Genomic DNA, 17,149 nt, shown 5'->3' with positions numbered 1-17,149 from the left:
CGAGCGTATGATAACGTTACGAGAAGAGCATATCCAAAGTCTCCCCCAACTCTTTGTGGAAAAGAGAGATGGGCGGAAGGTCAAGTTTGATGTCGATAAAATATACCGTGCTTTGGTTAAGGCGACAGAAGAAGTGACAGGCCTCACTCCAGCCTTGGAAGCGAAATTAGAAACCGTTACAGACCGGATCGTTGCTGAAATTTTGGAACGCTTCCCTCGTGGCGTGAAAATCTACGAGATTCAAAATGTCGTTGAGCACGAGTTATTACAAGCCAATGAATATGCGATTGCTGAGAGCTATATTACCTATCGGACTCAGCGGGATTTTGAGCGCTCAAAAGCAACCGATATCAATTTTACGATTGGCAAGCTCCTCAACAAGGACCAAGCAGTGGTGAATGAGAACGCCAATAAGGATAGTGATGTCTTCAACACCCAACGAGATTTGACCGCAGGGATCGTCGGCAAATCCATTGGTCTCAAAATGTTGCCCAAACACGTAGCCAATGCCCACCAAAAAGGGGATATACACTACCATGATTTAGACTATAGTCCTTATACTCCAATGACTAACTGTTGCTTGATCGATTTTGAAGGTATGTTAAAAAATGGCTTTAAGATTGGGAATGCAGAAGTAGAAAGTCCTAAATCCATCCAAACTGCAACGGCTCAAATCTCGCAAATCATTGCCAATGTGGCCTCTAGCCAGTACGGGGGTTGCTCAGCAGATCGGATTGATGAAGTCCTGGCTCCTTATGCAGAGAAGAATTATGACAAGCATTTGAAGGAAGCTGAGGAGTGGGTTCTCCCTGAAAAACGTGAGGACTATGCTTGGCAAAAAACGAAAAAAGATATCTACGATGCCATGCAATCATTGGAGTATGAAATCAATACCCTCTTTACCTCCAATGGGCAAACCCCTTTCACCTCGCTGGGATTCGGGCTAGGGTCTAACCGTTTTGAACGCGAAATCCAAAAAGCTATTCTGGAGATTCGAATTAAGGGACTCGGTTCAGAACACCGGACCGCTATTTTCCCTAAGTTGATTTTCACCTTGAAAAGAGGTCTCAACTTAGAACCAGATAGTCCCAACTATGACATCAAGCAATTAGCCTTGGAATGTGCGACCAAACGCATGTATCCGGATATCCTCTCATATGACAAGATTGTCGAATTGACGGGTTCCTTCAAGGTACCCATGGGGTGTCGTTCTTTCCTCCAAGGGTGGAAGGATGAAAATGGTGTGGAAGTCAATTCTGGCCGGATGAATCTTGGAGTCGTGACAGTCAATCTTCCCCGGATTGCCTTGGAATCTGAAGGAAATAAAGAGAAATTCTGGGAAATCTTTAATGAGCGGATGAACATCGCTGAAGACGCGTTGGTCTATCGGGTAGAGCGGACCAAGGAGGCAACCCCAGCCAATGCGCCGATTCTCTATCAGTATGGCGCTTTTGGGAAACGCTTGGGCAAATACGACCAGGTAGACCAGCTTTTCCGCAACCGTAGAGCGACGATTTCACTCGGCTATATCGGATTGTATGAAGTGGCGACGGTCTTTTATGGTCCAAATTGGGAAGAAAATCCAGAAGCCAAACAATTTACAATCGAAATCATTAAGGATATGAAGAAACGGGTCGAAGAATGGTCTGACCAATATGACTACCACTTCTCCATCTATTCGACGCCATCAGAAAGCTTGACAGATCGCTTCTGTCGCCTGGATACGGAAAAATTTGGGAAGGTTCCGGATATCACAGATAAGGAATACTACACCAACAGTTTTCACTACGATGTCCGCAAGAACCCAACCCCATTTGAGAAGCTGGACTTTGAAAAAGTCTATCCAGAAGCAGGAGCGACGGGTGGCTTTATCCACTATTGTGAGTATCCAGTTCTCCAACAAAATCCAAAAGCCCTTGAAGCGGTTTGGGATTATGCCTATGACCGGGTCGGCTATCTCGGAACCAATACACCAATTGACCGTTGCTACAAGTGTGATTTCGAAGGCGACTTTACGCCAACTGAACGCGGATTTACTTGTCCAAACTGTGGCAATAGTGATCCTAAAACAGTAGACGTTGTTAAACGGACCTGTGGCTATCTTGGAAACCCACAAGCTCGCCCCATGGTTAATGGACGCCACAAGGAAATTGCTGCGCGGGTCAAACACATGAATGGGTCCACGATCAAATCAGCTGGACAGCAAGTGACAGATTAGAAAAGGAAGATTATGGGAAAATACCAATTAGACGATAAGGGCAAGGCTCAGGTTCAGCGATTCCACGAGAAACATTCGACAGGTGGAATCAATAAAAAAGACCGGGTAGCCAGCCTGAGAGAGCAATTTTTAAAAAAAGCTAAGAAAAAATAAAAGTGAGAGTTCGCTCTCGCTTTTCTCATATGGGGAGGTAAAGATGGAATTACGCAGACCGACTTTAGCAGATAAAGAAACAGTTTTAGAGATGATGGCAGAGTTTGAACAGACTCAATCAGCCCACGATGGCGGATTTTGGGATGCTGAGAATTTTGTTTATGAAGAGTGGATGGAAAGTAATAGTGACATAGAAATGGGGCTAGGAATTCCGGAAGGTTGGGTGCCTGCTGTTCAGTTAGTCGCTTTTGCAAGAGACGGTCAGGCTGTGGGCTTTCTCAATCTGCGCTTGCGGCTCAATGACCATTTGCTCCAAGAAGGCGGGCATATCGGCTATAGTATCCGCCCTTCTGCGCGTGGGAAAGGATTGGCCAAAGAGCAGCTGCGACAAGGCTTGCAAGTAGCCAAAAGCAAAAATATTAAACGAGTCCTAGTGACCTGCGATAGGGATAATGCTGCCAGCCGAGGAGTCATTATTGCTAACGGTGGAGTATTAGAGGATATTCGAGGTGGGAAAGAGCGTTATTGGATTGATATAGATTGAGGAAAGCCTATGAAGTTACGACGACCAACTTTGGAAGATAAAGACGCGATTTTAGAGATGATTGCGGAGTTCGATGCTGCAAAATCCTATATGCACGGTGGCATGGGCTCCACTTGGAAACGAGCAAAGGATTATGAGGATTGGTTAAAGATTGTAGAGCAGCAGGAGGATGTTGCTAATTTGCCAGCAGGCTGGGTTCCTGCCATTCAATTTTTATCCTTTGATGAGACCGGCTTGCCTCTGGGCTTTTTAGCTCTGCGCTTGTCTTTGAATGACAAATTATTTGTGGAGGGCGGGCATATTGGCTATTCTATCCGCCCCAGTCAACGCAGAAAGGGCTTGGCTAAGTTGCAGCTAGAGTTAGGGCTGGCAGAGGCTAGAAAGCAAGGATTAGAACGAGTGCTGATTACCTGCGATGAAGACAACGAAGCCAGTCGTCGCACCATTCTCTCTGCTGGCGGTGTTTACGAAAACACAATCGACAGAAGTCAGCGCTACTGGATTGATTTGGAGGATGAAGATGAACAATCCCAAACCTCAAGAATGGAAAAGTGAAGAACTGAGTCAAGGGCGCATCATCGACTACAAGGCCTTTAACTTTGTGGATGGCGAAGGAGTGCGCAACTCCCTCTACGTAGCAGGTTGTATGTTTCACTGTGAGGGTTGTTACAATGTAGCGACCTGGTCTTTCAAGGCGGGTATTCCCTACACAAAAGAGTTGGAAGAGCAGATCATGGAGGATCTGGCCCAACCCTATGTCCAGGGCCTGACATTGCTTGGTGGGGAACCTTTTCTCAACACCGGCATCCTGCTTCCCTTGGTCAAGCGGGTAAAAAGAGAGTTGCCGGAAAAAGATATTTGGTCTTGGACCGGCTACACCTGGGAAGAAATGATGTTGGAGACGCCGGACAAACTGGAACTGCTTTCGCTGATTGATATTCTGGTGGATGGACGCTATGATAAGAGCAAACGCAACCTTATGTTGCAGTTTCGTGGCTCTTCCAATCAGCGGATCATTGATGTTCAAAAATCCCTCAAAGAAGGAAAAGTCGTCATCTGGGACAAGCTCAATGATGGCAAGGATTCCTATGAGCAAGTAAAAAGAGATTAGCAAGACTCGGTCAGCAAATGAATCCATTAAGAGAAGTTTTCGTTGATTTTCAGTTTGCAAGAAATGGCCTCTTTTTTCAGACAATTTCATTCTCACTGACAAAATTCACAAGGATTCATGGTATAATGGAATAGATTGTACGAAAGCTAGAGTGATCCAACTCGTACATTTAAGGAACAGAATGAGGAAATTGACATGACATTAGTTTATCAATCAACGCGTGATGCGAAAAATACCGTAACAGCCAGTCAGGCGATTTTGCAAGGTTTGGCAACAGATGGCGGTTTGTTTACTCCAGTAAGCTATCCAAAGGTGGACTTGAATTTTGACACATTAAAAGATGCTTCTTACCAAGAGGTGGCAAAGCTTGTTTTGTCAGCCTTCTTGGATGACTTTACAGCAGAAGAGTTGGACTACTGTATCACTAACGCCTATGACAGCAAGTTTGATACTCCAGCCATTGCTCCTCTTGTGAAACTAGATGGGCAATACAACTTGGAACTTTTCCACGGTTCAACCATTGCCTTCAAGGATATGGCCTTGTCTATCTTGCCCTACTTTATGACAACGGCAGCTAAGAAACACGGCTTGGAAAACAAGATTGTCATCTTGACAGCGACATCTGGAGATACTGGGAAAGCTGCTATGGCAGGTTTTGCGGATGTACCAGGAACTGAAATTATCGTCTTTTATCCAAAAGATGGTGTCAGCAAGGTACAAGAGTTGCAAATGACTACTCAAACCGGGGACAATACCCATGTGATTGCCATTGACGGGAACTTTGATGATGCTCAAACCAATGTGAAACATATGTTCAATGATGTGGCTCTTCGTGAGAAATTGGCAGCCAACAAGCTTCAGTTCTCATCAGCTAACTCTATGAATATCGGTCGTTTGGTCCCACAGATTGTCTATTATGTTTATGCCTACGCTCAGCTTGTTAAAACTGGCGAGATTGTGGCTGGTGAAAAAGTCAATTTCACAGTTCCGACAGGAAACTTTGGAAATATCTTAGCTGCCTTTTACGCTAAGCAAATCGGCCTACCAGTTGGTAAGTTAATCTGTGCTTCAAATGACAACAATGTCTTGACAGACTTCTTTAAAACTCGTGTCTATGACAAGAAGCGTGAGTTCAAGGTAACCACTAGTCCATCTATGGATATCTTAGTATCTTCAAACTTGGAGCGTTTGATTTTCCATCTTTTGGGAAATGATGCGGTGAAGACAGGTGAACTCATGAACGCTTTGAACACTCAAGGTCAGTATGAGTTGACTGATTTTGATGCAGAGATTCTGGATCTCTTTGCAGCGGAGTATGCGACAGAAGCGGAAACAGCAGCAGAAATCAAGCGTGTTTATGAGGCAGATGCTTATATTGAGGACCCTCATACAGCAGTTGCTTCGGCCGTATATAAAAAATACCAAGCGGCGACAGGCGATGTGGCTAAGACCGTGATTGCTTCAACAGCTAGTCCATATAAATTCCCAGTCGTTGCAGTAGAAGCTGTAACAGGGAAATCAGGCTTGACTGACTTTGAAGCTTTGGCTCAGTTGCACGAAATTTCAGGTGTAGCCTTGCCACCAGCAGTTGATGGCCTCGAAACAGCTCCAGTTCGTCACAAGACAACTGTTGCGGCAGCAGATATGCAGACTGCAGTAGAAACTTATCTAGGACTTTAAAAGAGAGGAAGTAAACTCGGTTGGGAAACTAACTGAGTTTCTTTTCATCAGGAGGAAAGTGTGTCTCGTCAACAACAAGTGGATCGACAAATTTTAAGGATTGCCCTCCCTGCTATCGGAGAAAATTTCTTGCAAATGCTCATGGGGATGGTAGATAGCTACTTGGTTGCTCAGTTGGGTTTGGTCGCTGTCTCGGGTGTATCCGTCGCAGGCAATATCATTACGATTTACCAAGCTATTTTTATCGCTCTTGGAGCAGCGGTTGTAAGTCTCTTGTCCAAAAGTATGGGACAAAAAGATCGGCAGGCCATAGCTCGTCAAGCCACTGAGTCTATCAAAGTAACGGTTTTAATAAGTCTTGTTTTAGGGACTTTATCCCTCTGCTTTGGCAAGGAATTGATTGCCCTCTTGGGGGTTGAAGCAGCCGTTGCAGAAGCTGGGGGCCTCTATCTAGCCCTTGTCGGAGGAAGTATTTTGCTTTTGGGTCTGATGACGACTTTTGGAGCCCTAGTCCGTGTAGCCCACAACCCGCGGGTCCCCATGTATGTCAGTTTGTTGACCAATGTTTTAAATGCTCTGTTATCGAGCATCTTGATATTTGTTTTTGGGCTAGGCATCGCTGGGGCTGCATTAGGAACGGTTCTCTCTCGCCTATTAGGGACTTACTTGCTCTGGCGTCAGGTTCAACTTCCCTTTGCTCCTTTTCGTTGGGGATTGGATCGAGACTTGTTATCCCTTGCCTTACCTGCTGCTGGTGAACGCCTCATGATGCGAGCAGGGGATATTGTTATCATTGCTATGGTCGCTGTTTTTGGTACAAGAGCAGTAGCTGGGAATGCCATTGGGGAAGTCTTGACCCAGTTCAACTATATGCCGGCTTTTGGGATTGCGACAGCGACAGTCATGTTGGTCGCCAAAAGTTTGGGACAGAATGATTGGCAAGGGATCAAGCAAATCACCAGTCGGAGTTTCTGGCTTTCCTTTCTCTCCATGTTTCCCCTCGCCCTTACTATTTTCTTGTTTGGAAGTCCTTTAACAGCCCTTTACACCAAGGATTCAGGAGCTCTTACCGCTTCCTTATCCGTCATTTTGTTCTCCTTGCTTGGAACGCCTCTGACAGCTGGAACGGTCATCTATACGGCTGCCTGGCAAGGTCTGGGTAACGCCCGCCTTCCTTTTTATGCGACCACGATCGGCATGTGGGTGATTCGGATTGGCTCAGGTTATCTGATGGGAGTTATCCTCGGTTGGGGCTTGCCAGGTATTTGGGCAGGTACCCTCTTGGATAATGGTTTTCGCTGGTTTTTCTTAAAAACGCTCTATCATCGGAAATGGAAGGAATAAAACTTATGACACGAGCTTTTATTTGGGATTTGGATGGAACTCTTTTGGATTCTTATGAAGCTATTTTAGATGGGATTGCTGAGACTTATGCCTATTACTCTCTGGACTTTGACCGGGAAGCGGTCCATGCTTTTATTCTTCAACAATCCGTCCAGTCTTTGCTTGAAGACGTTGCTAGAGAACATGGCTTGGATGCGGAGGAGATGAATCGTTATCGTGCTTCTAGCTTGCGTGAGAAAAACGCCCAAGTTCATCTGATGCAGGGGGCTAGAGACATTCTAGTTTGGGCTAAAGAGGGAGGAATTGCCCAATTTGTCTATACCCACAAGGGAAAGAATGCTTACCCAATTCTGGAAGATTTAGGGATCCTATCCTATTTCCAAGAGATTGTCACAACGGACAATGGTTTTAGGAGAAAACCAGATCCAGAAGGAATTGATTATCTAGTGGATAAGTATCAACTGGATCCGAGTGAGACTTATTATATTGGTGATCGAACCTTGGATGTTGATCTGGCAGACAATGCAGAAATTGGGAGTATTAATTTTTTAGATTACAAGCCGGATGTCAATCATGCGATTCAACGTTTGGATGACATTCGCTTCTATTTTGAAGAAGAAAAAAGTTAACTTATTTAACAAAGCAAGGCTTCTTTGTTGCTGGAATGGCACTATGAAAAGAATCCGTAAACAATTTGTTTTGAAAATGAAATAATTCCTTAAGAAATCTTTAAGATAAATCCGATATAATAAAACCATAAACAAAGACCTCCTAACTTTGTTTATGAAATCCTAAAACTTTTCTTTTTCATAATAATCTCCCTAAAAGGCCACCAAATCCGGTGGTCTTTTACTTTGCTTTTCTTAGGAGGAGATCATTTCGTTTGAGGCGAGCAAATTTCTTGCCTCGACTTTTTTAAAATGATACACTTGATAAATCAATTATTGATAAGTCAATAAAAAGATTAGAGGGAAGGAATGACAGAAATGCATGACTTGCTTTATCGTTTGAAGCTAGCTGATCAGGCATCAACCCAATTATTTGAAAAACAATTGGGCATTAGTCTGACCCGTTATCAGATGCTCCAGTTGTTATTAGTAGAGGCGCCATGTAGCCAAGTGGCCCTCCAGGAGAAACTAGCGATTGACCCTGCAGCCTTAACCCGCCACTTCAAAGTCTTAGAAGCTGGGGGCTATGTTACTCGTACTCGCAATCCAGACAATCAACGGGAGATTGTGGTGGAACTTACGGAGCTTGCCAGAGATCGGTTGTTGGTCCATCCTCCAGCACATCATCTACAAGTAAAAGGCCAGATGGATCAGATTCTTTCTGAAAAAGAGCAGGATCAGCTGAGTCACTTACTCGAAAAGTTGGTGTCTGGTCTCGAACAAATTACATTTTAAAAGGAGAATAATATGTCTGTCTTAACCGTTGTTTTAGCAAGTCTTGCTGCTTTCGAACATTTCTATATTTTTTATCTTGAGAGTTTAGCAACCCACTCGGCATCGACTAGTCGTGTCTTTAATATGGATCAGGAAGAATTACATCGTCCATCTGTGACTGTCCTCTTCAAAAACCAAGGCATTTATAATGCTCTGATTGGTGTCTTCCTCCTCTATGCCCTCTTTATAGCTAGAAATAGCGAAATTGTCACGATTTTTCTGCTTTTTATTATTGGTGTCGCAGCTTATGGGGCTGTGTCTTCTAATAAAAAAATTATCTTGACCCAGGGTGGACCAGCAATAGTCGCTTTAGCCAGCCTTCTTCTGCTTGGATAAGGATCAGCTCTTCCAGATTGGGAAGAGTTTTTCATTTCTATCCTTGGAACTGCGATGAAAAGGGCTCCATCTTCAGTTACTAGTTTGCCGTAAAAAATAACTATGCCTTTTGCATTCAGCTTTTAGTTTTCTTGAAGCTTTCTATAAGAAATGGTTTAGGTTTCCCTTGTATACTGTACTCATCCAATAAGAAATGAGGTACAGAAAATGAAAATCTCAGTCAATTATCCAAAACGTTTTAAGAAATTGCCACAACAAGGGTCTTGTTACGGCGAATAAATATTTTTCATAAGAGAAGGCTCTACCCGAAAGGGTAGAGTTTTTATGTACCAGGGACCTTGTGATTCGTGGTATAATAGGCCTATGGAAAAAAAGAATAAATTGCTACTCATCGACGGGTCTTCCGTCGCATTTCGTGCCTTTTTCGCACTTTATAATCAAATCGATCGCTTCAAAAATGCCAATGGGTTGCATACCAATGCGGTCTATGGCTTTAATCTCATGTTGAGCCATCTGTTGGAGCGCATTCAACCAACACACGTTCTCGTCGCCTTTGATGCAGGAAAGACTACTTTTCGGACGGAGATGTATGCCGACTACAAAGGGGGGCGGGCAAAAACACCAGATGAATTCCGTGAGCAGTTCCCTTTCATTCGCGAGCAATTAGACCATCTAGGAATTCGCCACTATGAGCTAGCTCAATATGAAGCAGATGATATTATTGGAACGCTGGACAAGTTGGCAGAATCAACTTCTGTTCCTTTTGATGTGACTATTGTCTCAGGGGACAAGGACTTGATTCAGCTGACAGATGACAACACGGTGGTTGAAATCTCAAAAAAAGGAGTGGCAGAGTTTGAAGAATTCACTCCAGCCTATTTGAAAGAAAAGATGGGATTGACACCGGAGCAATTTATCGATCTCAAGGCCTTGATGGGAGATAAGTCGGATAATATCCCAGGTGTCACTAAGATTGGAGAAAAGACCGGGATCAAACTGCTCCTTGAGTATGGCTCTCTCGATGGCATTTATGAGCATATCGATGAGATGAAGGCTTCTAAGATGAAGGAAAATCTCATCAACGACAAGGAGCAGGCCTACCTATCCAAGACCCTGGCGACCATCGACACCAATGCGCCTATCGAGATTGGTCTGGATGACATCACCTATACGGGTCCTCATCTAGAAAATCTTGCCAAGTTTTATGAGGATATGGGGTTCAAGCAACTCCGTCAGGCCTTGGATTTGAGCGAGGAAGCGGCAACTCCTGTAGCCCTTGACTACACAGAAGTTGAGCAGGTCACTTCAGATATGCTCACAGAAGATAGTTTCTTCCATTTTGAGATTTTTGGGGACAATTACCATACGGAACCCATCATCGGCTTCGCATGGGGGACCAAAGGTCAGCTCTACGTGAGTACAGATACTGGTCTTTTACAAACACCGATTTTCAAAGAATTTCTCGAAAAAACACCCCTCAAGGTCTATGACTTCAAACGGGCCAAGGTCTTGCTCAGCCACTTGGGTATTACCCTTCAAAATCCCGCGTTTGACAGTCGATTGGCCAAGTATCTCTTGTCGACCGTAGAGGACAATGAAATTTCAACCATTGCGAGTCTCTATAGTCAGATTACGCTGCCGCTGGACGAAGTCGTTTATGGCAAGGGAGCCAAAAAAATCATTCCAGAAAAGGCGGTCCTATTAGAGCATTTGGCACGAAAAGTCGCTGTTTTACTAGACACTGAAGAGCCTATGACGGAGCAACTAAAAGCTCACGACCAACTAGATCTGCTCTATGATATGGAGCAACCACTAGCAGCTGTTTTGGCCAAAATGGAAATCGCAGGGATTAAGGTGGAACGCCAGACCCTCCAAGACATGCAGGTGGAAAACGAAGCAGTCTTGGAGCGCCTGACCCAAGAAATCTACGAGTTGGCAGGAGAAGAATTTAACATCAATTCTCCAAAACAATTGGGTGTCATCCTCTTTGAAAAATTGGAACTCCCTCTTGAATACACCAAGAAGACCAAAACCGGCTATTCAACAGCTGTTGATGTTTTGGAACGCCTAGCGCCCATCGCACCGATCGTGTCTAAGATTCTTGAATACCGCCAAATTGCTAAGATCCAATCGACTTATGTCATCGGTCTTCAAGACTGGATTTTGGAAGATGGGAAAATCCATACCCGCTATGTACAGGATTTGACGCAGACAGGTCGCTTGTCCAGCGTGGATCCTAATCTACAAAACATTCCTGTCCGTTTGGAGCAAGGTCGTCTCATTCGTAAGGCCTTTGTTCCAGAAGAGGTAAACAGTGTCTTGCTGAGTTCAGACTATTCACAGATCGAATTGCGCGTCTTGGCCCATATTTCAGGAGATGAGCATTTGATTGATGCCTTTCAGCATGGGGCAGATATCCATACATCAACTGCCATGCGGGTCTTCAATATTGAAAAACCAGAAGATGTGACGCCAAATGACCGTCGCAATGCCAAGGCAGTAAACTTCGGCGTGGTTTATGGAATTTCCGATTTTGGACTGTCTAACAACCTAGGGATTAGTCGAAAAGAAGCCAAAGCCTACATTGAAACCTATTTCGAACGCTACCCTGGCATCAAGGACTATATGGAGAGAGTGGTACGGGAAGCGCGTGACAAAGGCTATGTAGAAACTCTCTTCAAGCGTCGTCGGGAGATTCCAGATATCAATTCTCGCAACTTCAATGTTCGAGGCTTTGCGGAACGGACAGCAATTAACTCACCGATCCAAGGATCGGCGGCAGATATTTTGAAAATTGCCATGATCCACTTGGACCAAGCCTTAGAAGCAGGCGCATACAAGACCAAGATGCTTCTTCAGGTTCACGATGAAATTGTTCTGCAAGTACCAACTGATGAACTTGCAGCGATCAAAGCACTTGTCAAAGAGACCATGGAATCTGCTATTGAACTTGCGGTACCACTGGAAGCCGATGAGAATGAAGGCAAAACATGGTATGAAGCCAAATAAGATTGAGTTTGTCCAAAACAGAAAGCGGTAGGAGACTTTTAAGTTTCCTACCGCTTTTTACGACAAACACTTGCAATGCCCTTCGTATTGTTATACTATTTAAAGAAAGGAAACGCATACAAAAGGAGATTCATATGGCCTATTCATTTCGCAATCCTAGTGATGGCATTATCAAACATTACCTAGAAACAAGCAAAATCATTGCTGTGGTCGGATTATCTGATCGTGAAGATACGACCAGCCATCGTGTCAGCAAGGAGATGCAAGAGCGGGGCTATCGGATTATTCCCGTTAATCCTCGTGCAGCCGGTGGGCAAATCCTTGGAGAAACGGTATACGCTAGCCTGCAGGAAATTCCTTTCCCAGTAGATATCGTCGATGTTTACCGTCGCAGTGAGTTTTTGCCAGATGTAGCGCGTGACTTTATCGAGTCGGATGCGAAGATCTTTTGGGCGCAATTAGAGCTGGAAAATCAAGAAGCAGAAGACATTCTTCGTGGAGCTGGACGAGAAGATATTGTGATGAACCGCTGTATCAAACGCGAGCACACTCGTTTGGTCTTAGGAGAAGAATAGCCTTTGATTTATCTCAGAACCTCTCGTCTTTCATTCAGTGATTAAACTGATACGAGAGATGAAATAAATGCAGACGGATTTCCCCAACAGAAAAAAAGAACCCACCTAGTGCTTTGGAGAATAGCTCCAATCGAAGGTGGGTTTTTGGGTTTCCTTGTTAATCAAGTGGGTTAGACTTTGGTAGATCCGGCGCCTTTTGCTGGAAGCGACTGTCCGCCTGCATCCGTTTTTGAAGGAGGGTATGGTAAAAGATGATTTGGCAACTGGTTGCATAAGGTTTGACATAAAAATTCGCCATTCCTAAAGTGAAAAAAGATAGAATTTGCCAACCGAGCAGGCTCAAATCAAGCACAAAGCGGTGACTCTTAAAGCCTTTCATCTCTTCCTTGCTTTGACGAAGGATAGACATGGGCCCATCATAGGTTCCTGTCATCAGTCGACTATACAGGATCAACTCGACCAAACTATACTGGTAATAAAAAGGGAGGAAGAGCAGGAGCCCAACCAGGGCCATTAAGAGTCCAGTCGTCATCATCGGCGCTAACTTGAGAATCGCTTGAACTTCTGGAGTATCCGCTCTAAGGGTAGAGGTAGAGGAGAAGGATTCATTGATAGCGAGAACGTGATAGCTGACCACCGTTAAGAGGAGCTGACTCACATAGAGGAGGCTCCCCCACAAAGATAGGATCACTTGCTTGATGAATAGCGTCAAAAACGCAGGTGTAAAATACTGGCTCTGAAAGATGGTGAAGATACCAAAGTTCTTTTCTCCCTTGCTAGAGGCAGAAATCAAAAAGCGAAAAGTTGCCCCTAAATAGAGAAAAGACAGGATAAAACAAACAATCGCAGGGAAAATCTGCCGACTTAGAAGAAAGAGCATCCCTTCTCTAAGTTCCATGTGAGCAAGTGTTTCAGTGATATCTGTCCCTGTCAACATGTAACTTGCAAGGATTGTCAGGAAAGTTGGCAAGGCAAAGTAGGAGAAGACTTTGGGATGTTGCAATTGCAGCTGACGAGCTTGAGCACGAACCAATTTGATATTCATAATGTCCTCTTTCATGGTAGTAGTACCCTTTATTATAACACAAGTCCGTGACAGAGCTGGTAAAATTTGGTACAATCGTACAGGTGCTCACAGGAGATCCTGTGACAGGAATAAGAAGGCTGGGACTGTTTTTCCCAGTACGGAGGTAACCATGACAGATTCACCGATTCAATATCGATTAATCAAAAAAGAAAAGCATACAGGAGCTCGTCTGGGAGAAATTATCACCCCCCACGGGACCTTCCCAACTCCAATGTTTATGCCTGTAGGGACTCAGGCAACCGTTAAGACCCAATCGCCAGAAGAACTCAAGGAAATGGGGTCCGGAATTATTTTGGCCAACACCTACCATCTCTGGCTTCGTCCCGGGGATGATCTAGTCGCAAAAGCAGGAGGACTGCACCAGTTCATGAACTGGGACCAGCCCATTTTGACAGATAGTGGAGGCTTCCAGGTCTATTCATTAGCGGATACCCGCAATATCACCGAAGAAGGGGTAACCTTTAAAAACCACCTCAACGGCTCGAAGATGTTCCTCTCCCCAGAAAAAGCCATCTCCATCCAAAACAATCTAGGGAGCGACATCATGATGTCCTTTGATGAATGTCCTCAGTTCTATCAGCCCTATGATTATGTGAAGAAATCAATCGAACGGACCAGTCGTTGGGCAGAACGTGGCCTGAAGGCTCATCGTCGCCCTCATGATCAAGGTCTTTTCGGGATTGTCCAAGGGGCTGGATTTGAAGACTTGCGCCGTCAGTCTGCTCAAGATTTGGTCAGCATGGACTTTCCAGGCTATTCTATCGGTGGGTTAGCTGTTGGGGAAAGCCATGAAGAGATGAATGCCGTGCTGGATTTCACAACTCCGCTCTTACCAGAGAACAAGCCTCGCTATCTCATGGGAGTAGGAGCTCCAGACAGTCTGATCGATGGCGTTATTCGTGGAGTGGACATGTTTGACTGTGTCTTGCCGACGCGGATTGCGCGAAATGGCACCTGTATGACTAGTCAAGGACGTTTGGTAGTGAAAAATGCGCAATTTGCAGAAGACTTTACACCGCTAGACCACGAGTGTGATTGCTACACTTGTAAGAATTACACCCGTGCTTATCTTCGCCATCTCCTCAAGGCAGATGAGACCTTTGGCATTAGATTGACCAGCTACCACAACCTCTATTTCTTGATTAACCTCATGAAGCAGGTCCGTCAAGCCATCATGGATGACAATCTTTTAGAATTCCGTGAGCATTTTGTTGAAAAATATGGCTATAACAAGTCAGGCCGGAATTTTTAGGAAAAGCTAAATAGGAAGAAAAAAGACTACAGCCATCTTAGAATAATAGAAATAACTGCTAGACGCAGTGGTTGATTGGAATCTTTGGAGCTTGTTAAGCTCCAAAGATTCCAATCAACTGTGCGGGGGCGAGACGACGAACAAATTAGATATAAATTTGTTCTGTCTCGCTCCCTTTTTTCTATATAATAGCAACTTTTTTGGCACGCTTTTTCTTTCGAAAACACTTTCATTAAAAAAATGAAAAAAATCTATTCAAATCCCTTGCATTGGGCCTTTCATTGTGTTAAACTACTATGGTGCTGTGAAAAACAGCTATTAGCTTTGATGCAAGAGGTTGCGACACGCTCGGTTGCATTGCCACGCAACGCGCGTCGGTTTTCTTGTGGAGCTAGCCTATTATCTTAAATAGACGAAAAGGAGAAAAAGATGGCAAACAAAAAAATCCGCATCCGTTTGAAAGCGTACGAACACCGTACACTTGACACAGCGGCTGCAAAAATCGTAGAATCAGCTACTCGTACAGGTGCACAAGTTGCGGGTCCAATCCCACTTCCAACTGAGCGTAGCCTCTACACAATCATTCGTGCGACTCACAAATACAAAGATTCTCGCGAACAATTCGAAATGCGTACACACAAACGTTTGATCGATATCATCAACCCAACTCAAAAAACGGTTGACGCTTTGATGAAATTGGATCTTCCAAGTGGTGTAAACGTAGAAATCAAACTTTAATCTAAAGCTTGATACCTTGAGCATAAAAAACGCTCGTTAAAAACTTTTTGAATAAAAAAATATAGAAAAGGAACTATTTTCTCATGACAAAAGGAATCTTAGGGAAAAAAGTGGGAATGACTCAAATCTTCACTGAAGCTGGCGAATTGATCCCTGTAACAGTTATCGAAGCAACTCCAAACGTTGTTCTTCAAGTTAAAACTGTTGAAACAGATGGTTACAACGCTATCCAAGTTGGTTTCGATGACAAACGCGAAGTATTGAGCAACAAACCTGCTAAAGGACATGTAGCAAAAGCTAACACGGCTCCTAAGCGCTTCATTCGTGAATTCAAAAACGTTGAAGGCTTGGAAGTTGGTGCTGAAATCACAGTTGATACTTTCGAAGCTGGAGACATTGTTGATGTAACTGGTACTTCTAAAGGTAAAGGTTTCCAAGGTGTTATCAAACGCCACGGACAATCACGTGGACCTATGGCTCACGGTTCTCGTTACCACCGTCGTCCAGGTTCTATGGGACCTGTTGCGCCTAACCGCGTATTCAAAGGTAAAAACCTTGCAGGACGTATGGGTGGCGACCGCGTAACCATTCAAAACCTTGAAGTTGTACAAGTTGTTCCAGAAAAGAACGTTATCCTTATTAAAGGTAACGTACCAGGTGCTAAGAAATCTCTTATCACTATCAAGTCAGCAGTTAAAGCTGGTAAATAATAAGGAAAGGGGAATACAGTCAAAATGGCAAATATAACATTATTCGACCAAACTGGTAAACAAGCGGGCGAAGTTGTTCTTAACGATGCGATCTTTGGTATCGAACCAAACCAAGCAGTTGTATTTGATGTGATCATCAGCCAACGTGCTAGCCTTCGTCAAGGAACTCACGCAGTTAAAAACCGCTCAGCCGTTTCAGGTGGTGGACGCAAACCATGGCGTCAAAAAGGAACTGGACGTGCTCGTCAAGGTTCTATCCGCTCTCCACAATGGCGTGGTGGTGGAATTGTCTTCGGACCAACTCCACGTAGCTATGCGTACAAACTTCCTCAAAAAGTTCGTCGCCTTGCGCTTAAATCTGTTTACTCAGAAAAAGTTGCTGAAAACAAATTTGTAGCCGTTGATTCTCTTGAATTTACAGCTCCAAAAACTGCTGAATTTGCAAAAGTTCTTGCAGCTTTGAGCATCGATTCTAAAGTCCTTGTTATTCTTGAAGAAGGAAACGAATTCGCAGCTCTTTCGGCTCGTAACCTTCCAAACGTGAAAGTTGCGACTGCTACAACTGCAAGTGTTCTTGACATCGCAAATAGTGACAAACTTCTTGTTACTCAAGCAGCTATCTCTAAAATCGAGGAGGTTCTTGCATAATGAATTTGTATGATGTTATCAAAAAACCTGTTATCACTGAAAAGTCAATGGCTCAACTTGAAGCAGGCAAATATGTATTCGAAGTTGACACTCGCGCTCACAAACTTTTGATCAAACAAGCTGTTGAAGCTGCATTTGAAGGTGTAAAAGTTGCGAATGTGAACACTGTAAACGTAAAACCAAAAGCTAAACGTGTTGGACGTTACACTGGTTTTACTTCAAAAACTAAAAAAGCTATCATCACGCTTACAGCTGATTCAAAAGCAATCGAGTTGTTCGCTACTGAAGCTGAATAATCTAAG

General features: G+C 44.1%; 18 protein-coding genes. 17 read left to right on the top strand and 1 reads right to left on the bottom strand.

From position 1 onward, the window contains the following. Positions 1-7 precede the first annotated feature (7 nt). The 12 genes from nrdD to HMPREF9421_RS01345 all read left to right on the top strand — a co-directional run bounded on the left by nrdD (position 8) and on the right by HMPREF9421_RS01345 (position 12,412). On the top strand, positions 8-2,218 hold the full coding sequence (nrdD, locus tag HMPREF9421_RS01395; RefSeq protein ID WP_006595205.1) for an anaerobic ribonucleoside-triphosphate reductase: 2,211 nt from the start codon (positions 8-10) through the stop codon (positions 2,216-2,218). A 12-nt stretch (positions 2,219-2,230) separates the two neighbouring features. Beyond that, positions 2,231-2,371, top strand: coding sequence for a hypothetical protein (locus tag HMPREF9421_RS10535; RefSeq protein WP_006595204.1), 141 nt, complete (start codon positions 2,231-2,233; stop codon positions 2,369-2,371). 43 nt (positions 2,372-2,414) lie between these two features. After that, positions 2,415-2,915 (top strand): GNAT family N-acetyltransferase, encoded by a 501-nt coding sequence (locus tag HMPREF9421_RS01390; RefSeq protein WP_006595203.1) that lies wholly within the window; start codon positions 2,415-2,417, stop codon positions 2,913-2,915. A 9-nt stretch (positions 2,916-2,924) separates the two neighbouring features. Continuing rightward, positions 2,925-3,470 carry a GNAT family N-acetyltransferase gene (locus HMPREF9421_RS01385; protein ID WP_006595202.1) on the top strand — a complete coding sequence of 182 codons (546 nt, stop codon included), beginning with the start codon at positions 2,925-2,927 and terminating at the stop codon, positions 3,468-3,470. Continuing rightward, on the top strand, positions 3,436-4,026 hold the full coding sequence (gene nrdG, locus HMPREF9421_RS01380; protein WP_006597046.1) for an anaerobic ribonucleoside-triphosphate reductase activating protein: 591 nt from the start codon (positions 3,436-3,438) through the stop codon (positions 4,024-4,026). The genes HMPREF9421_RS01385 and nrdG overlap by 35 nt, the downstream gene beginning before the upstream one ends. A gap of 195 nt (positions 4,027-4,221) precedes the next feature. After that, entirely contained in the window at positions 4,222-5,706 is a 1,485-nt protein-coding gene (thrC, locus tag HMPREF9421_RS01375) for a threonine synthase (RefSeq protein ID WP_006595200.1), read from the top strand. A gap of 60 nt (positions 5,707-5,766) precedes the next feature. Further along, positions 5,767-7,050 carry an MATE family efflux transporter gene (locus HMPREF9421_RS01370; RefSeq protein WP_006595199.1) on the top strand — a complete coding sequence of 428 codons (1,284 nt, stop codon included), beginning with the start codon at positions 5,767-5,769 and terminating at the stop codon, positions 7,048-7,050. 5 nt (positions 7,051-7,055) lie between these two features. After that, complete coding sequence (locus HMPREF9421_RS01365; RefSeq protein WP_006597065.1) at positions 7,056-7,679, top strand: HAD-IA family hydrolase; 624 nt, start codon at positions 7,056-7,058, stop codon at positions 7,677-7,679. Between the two features lie 348 nt (positions 7,680-8,027). Then, positions 8,028-8,453: a MarR family winged helix-turn-helix transcriptional regulator gene (locus HMPREF9421_RS01360; RefSeq protein WP_006595197.1), complete on the top strand. Its 426-nt coding sequence runs from the start codon at positions 8,028-8,030 to the stop codon at positions 8,451-8,453. A 12-nt stretch (positions 8,454-8,465) separates the two neighbouring features. Further along, entirely contained in the window at positions 8,466-8,828 is a 363-nt protein-coding gene (locus HMPREF9421_RS01355) for a DUF1304 domain-containing protein (RefSeq protein ID WP_006595196.1), read from the top strand. Positions 8,829-9,191: 363 nt separating this feature from the next. Next, positions 9,192-11,837: a DNA polymerase I gene (gene polA, locus HMPREF9421_RS01350; protein ID WP_006595195.1), complete on the top strand. Its 2,646-nt coding sequence runs from the start codon at positions 9,192-9,194 to the stop codon at positions 11,835-11,837. A gap of 134 nt (positions 11,838-11,971) precedes the next feature. Then, the gene (locus HMPREF9421_RS01345; RefSeq protein WP_006595194.1) at positions 11,972-12,412 is read left to right on the top strand and encodes a CoA-binding protein; all 441 of its coding nucleotides are present in this window, start codon (positions 11,972-11,974) and stop codon (positions 12,410-12,412) included. A 157-nt stretch (positions 12,413-12,569) separates the two neighbouring features. Here the strand turns inward: HMPREF9421_RS01345 and HMPREF9421_RS01340 are convergent, their stop codons facing one another. Next, positions 12,570-13,457 carry a DUF975 family protein gene (locus tag HMPREF9421_RS01340; RefSeq protein WP_006597055.1) on the bottom strand — a complete coding sequence of 296 codons (888 nt, stop codon included), beginning with the start codon at positions 13,455-13,457 and terminating at the stop codon, positions 12,570-12,572. A 151-nt stretch (positions 13,458-13,608) separates the two neighbouring features. Here HMPREF9421_RS01340 and tgt point away from each other — a divergent pair, with 151 nt between their 5' ends. From tgt to HMPREF9421_RS01315, 5 genes are all read left to right on the top strand, one after another. Further along, a complete protein-coding gene (gene tgt, locus HMPREF9421_RS01335) occupies positions 13,609-14,751 on the top strand; it encodes a tRNA guanosine(34) transglycosylase Tgt (RefSeq protein WP_006597058.1) in 1,143 nt (380 codons plus the stop codon). A 429-nt stretch (positions 14,752-15,180) separates the two neighbouring features. Beyond that, a complete protein-coding gene (gene rpsJ / locus HMPREF9421_RS01330; protein WP_003009585.1) occupies positions 15,181-15,489 on the top strand; it encodes a 30S ribosomal protein S10 in 309 nt (102 codons plus the stop codon). A gap of 83 nt (positions 15,490-15,572) precedes the next feature. Next, positions 15,573-16,199, top strand: a complete 627-nt coding sequence (rplC, locus tag HMPREF9421_RS01325) for a 50S ribosomal protein L3 (protein WP_003010846.1) — start codon at positions 15,573-15,575, stop codon at positions 16,197-16,199. Between the two features lie 24 nt (positions 16,200-16,223). Beyond that, positions 16,224-16,847, top strand: a complete 624-nt coding sequence (gene rplD, locus HMPREF9421_RS01320; protein WP_006595191.1) for a 50S ribosomal protein L4 — start codon at positions 16,224-16,226, stop codon at positions 16,845-16,847. Beyond that, on the top strand, positions 16,847-17,143 hold the full coding sequence (locus HMPREF9421_RS01315) for a 50S ribosomal protein L23 (RefSeq protein ID WP_006595190.1): 297 nt from the start codon (positions 16,847-16,849) through the stop codon (positions 17,141-17,143). The genes rplD and HMPREF9421_RS01315 overlap by 1 nt, the downstream gene beginning before the upstream one ends. Positions 17,144-17,149 lie beyond the last annotated feature (6 nt).

This window comes from Streptococcus australis ATCC 700641 (assembly GCF_000186465.1).
GTDB classification, from domain to species: domain Bacteria; phylum Bacillota; class Bacilli; order Lactobacillales; family Streptococcaceae; genus Streptococcus; species Streptococcus australis.
This window is presented reverse-complemented; position numbering and strand designations above follow the sequence as displayed.

Bases quoted from the DNA above. Each gene is read 5' to 3' on its own strand.
- HMPREF9421_RS01365 (WP_006597065.1), top strand. From the start codon at position 7,056: ATGACACGAGCTTTTATTTGGGATTTGGATGGAACTCTTTTGGATTCT.
- thrC (WP_006595200.1), top strand. From the start codon at position 4,222: ATGACATTAGTTTATCAATCAACGCGTGATGCGAAAAATACCGTAACA.
- rplD (WP_006595191.1), top strand. From the start codon at position 16,224: ATGGCAAATATAACATTATTCGACCAAACTGGTAAACAAGCGGGCGAA.
- HMPREF9421_RS01315 (WP_006595190.1), top strand. From the start codon at position 16,847: ATGAATTTGTATGATGTTATCAAAAAACCTGTTATCACTGAAAAGTCA.
- polA (WP_006595195.1), top strand. From the start codon at position 9,192: ATGGAAAAAAAGAATAAATTGCTACTCATCGACGGGTCTTCCGTCGCA.
- HMPREF9421_RS01385 (WP_006595202.1), top strand. From the start codon at position 2,925: ATGAAGTTACGACGACCAACTTTGGAAGATAAAGACGCGATTTTAGAG.
- HMPREF9421_RS01340 (WP_006597055.1), bottom strand. From the start codon at position 13,457: ATGAATATCAAATTGGTTCGTGCTCAAGCTCGTCAGCTGCAATTGCAA.
- HMPREF9421_RS10535 (WP_006595204.1), top strand. From the start codon at position 2,231: ATGGGAAAATACCAATTAGACGATAAGGGCAAGGCTCAGGTTCAGCGA.
- nrdG (WP_006597046.1), top strand. From the start codon at position 3,436: ATGAACAATCCCAAACCTCAAGAATGGAAAAGTGAAGAACTGAGTCAA.
- HMPREF9421_RS01360 (WP_006595197.1), top strand. From the start codon at position 8,028: ATGACAGAAATGCATGACTTGCTTTATCGTTTGAAGCTAGCTGATCAG.
- tgt (WP_006597058.1), top strand. From the start codon at position 13,609: ATGACAGATTCACCGATTCAATATCGATTAATCAAAAAAGAAAAGCAT.
- HMPREF9421_RS01390 (WP_006595203.1), top strand. From the start codon at position 2,415: ATGGAATTACGCAGACCGACTTTAGCAGATAAAGAAACAGTTTTAGAG.
- HMPREF9421_RS01345 (WP_006595194.1), top strand. From the start codon at position 11,972: ATGGCCTATTCATTTCGCAATCCTAGTGATGGCATTATCAAACATTAC.
- HMPREF9421_RS01355 (WP_006595196.1), top strand. From the start codon at position 8,466: ATGTCTGTCTTAACCGTTGTTTTAGCAAGTCTTGCTGCTTTCGAACAT.
- rpsJ (WP_003009585.1), top strand. From the start codon at position 15,181: ATGGCAAACAAAAAAATCCGCATCCGTTTGAAAGCGTACGAACACCGT.
- nrdD (WP_006595205.1), top strand. From the start codon at position 8: ATGATAACGTTACGAGAAGAGCATATCCAAAGTCTCCCCCAACTCTTT.
- rplC (WP_003010846.1), top strand. From the start codon at position 15,573: ATGACAAAAGGAATCTTAGGGAAAAAAGTGGGAATGACTCAAATCTTC.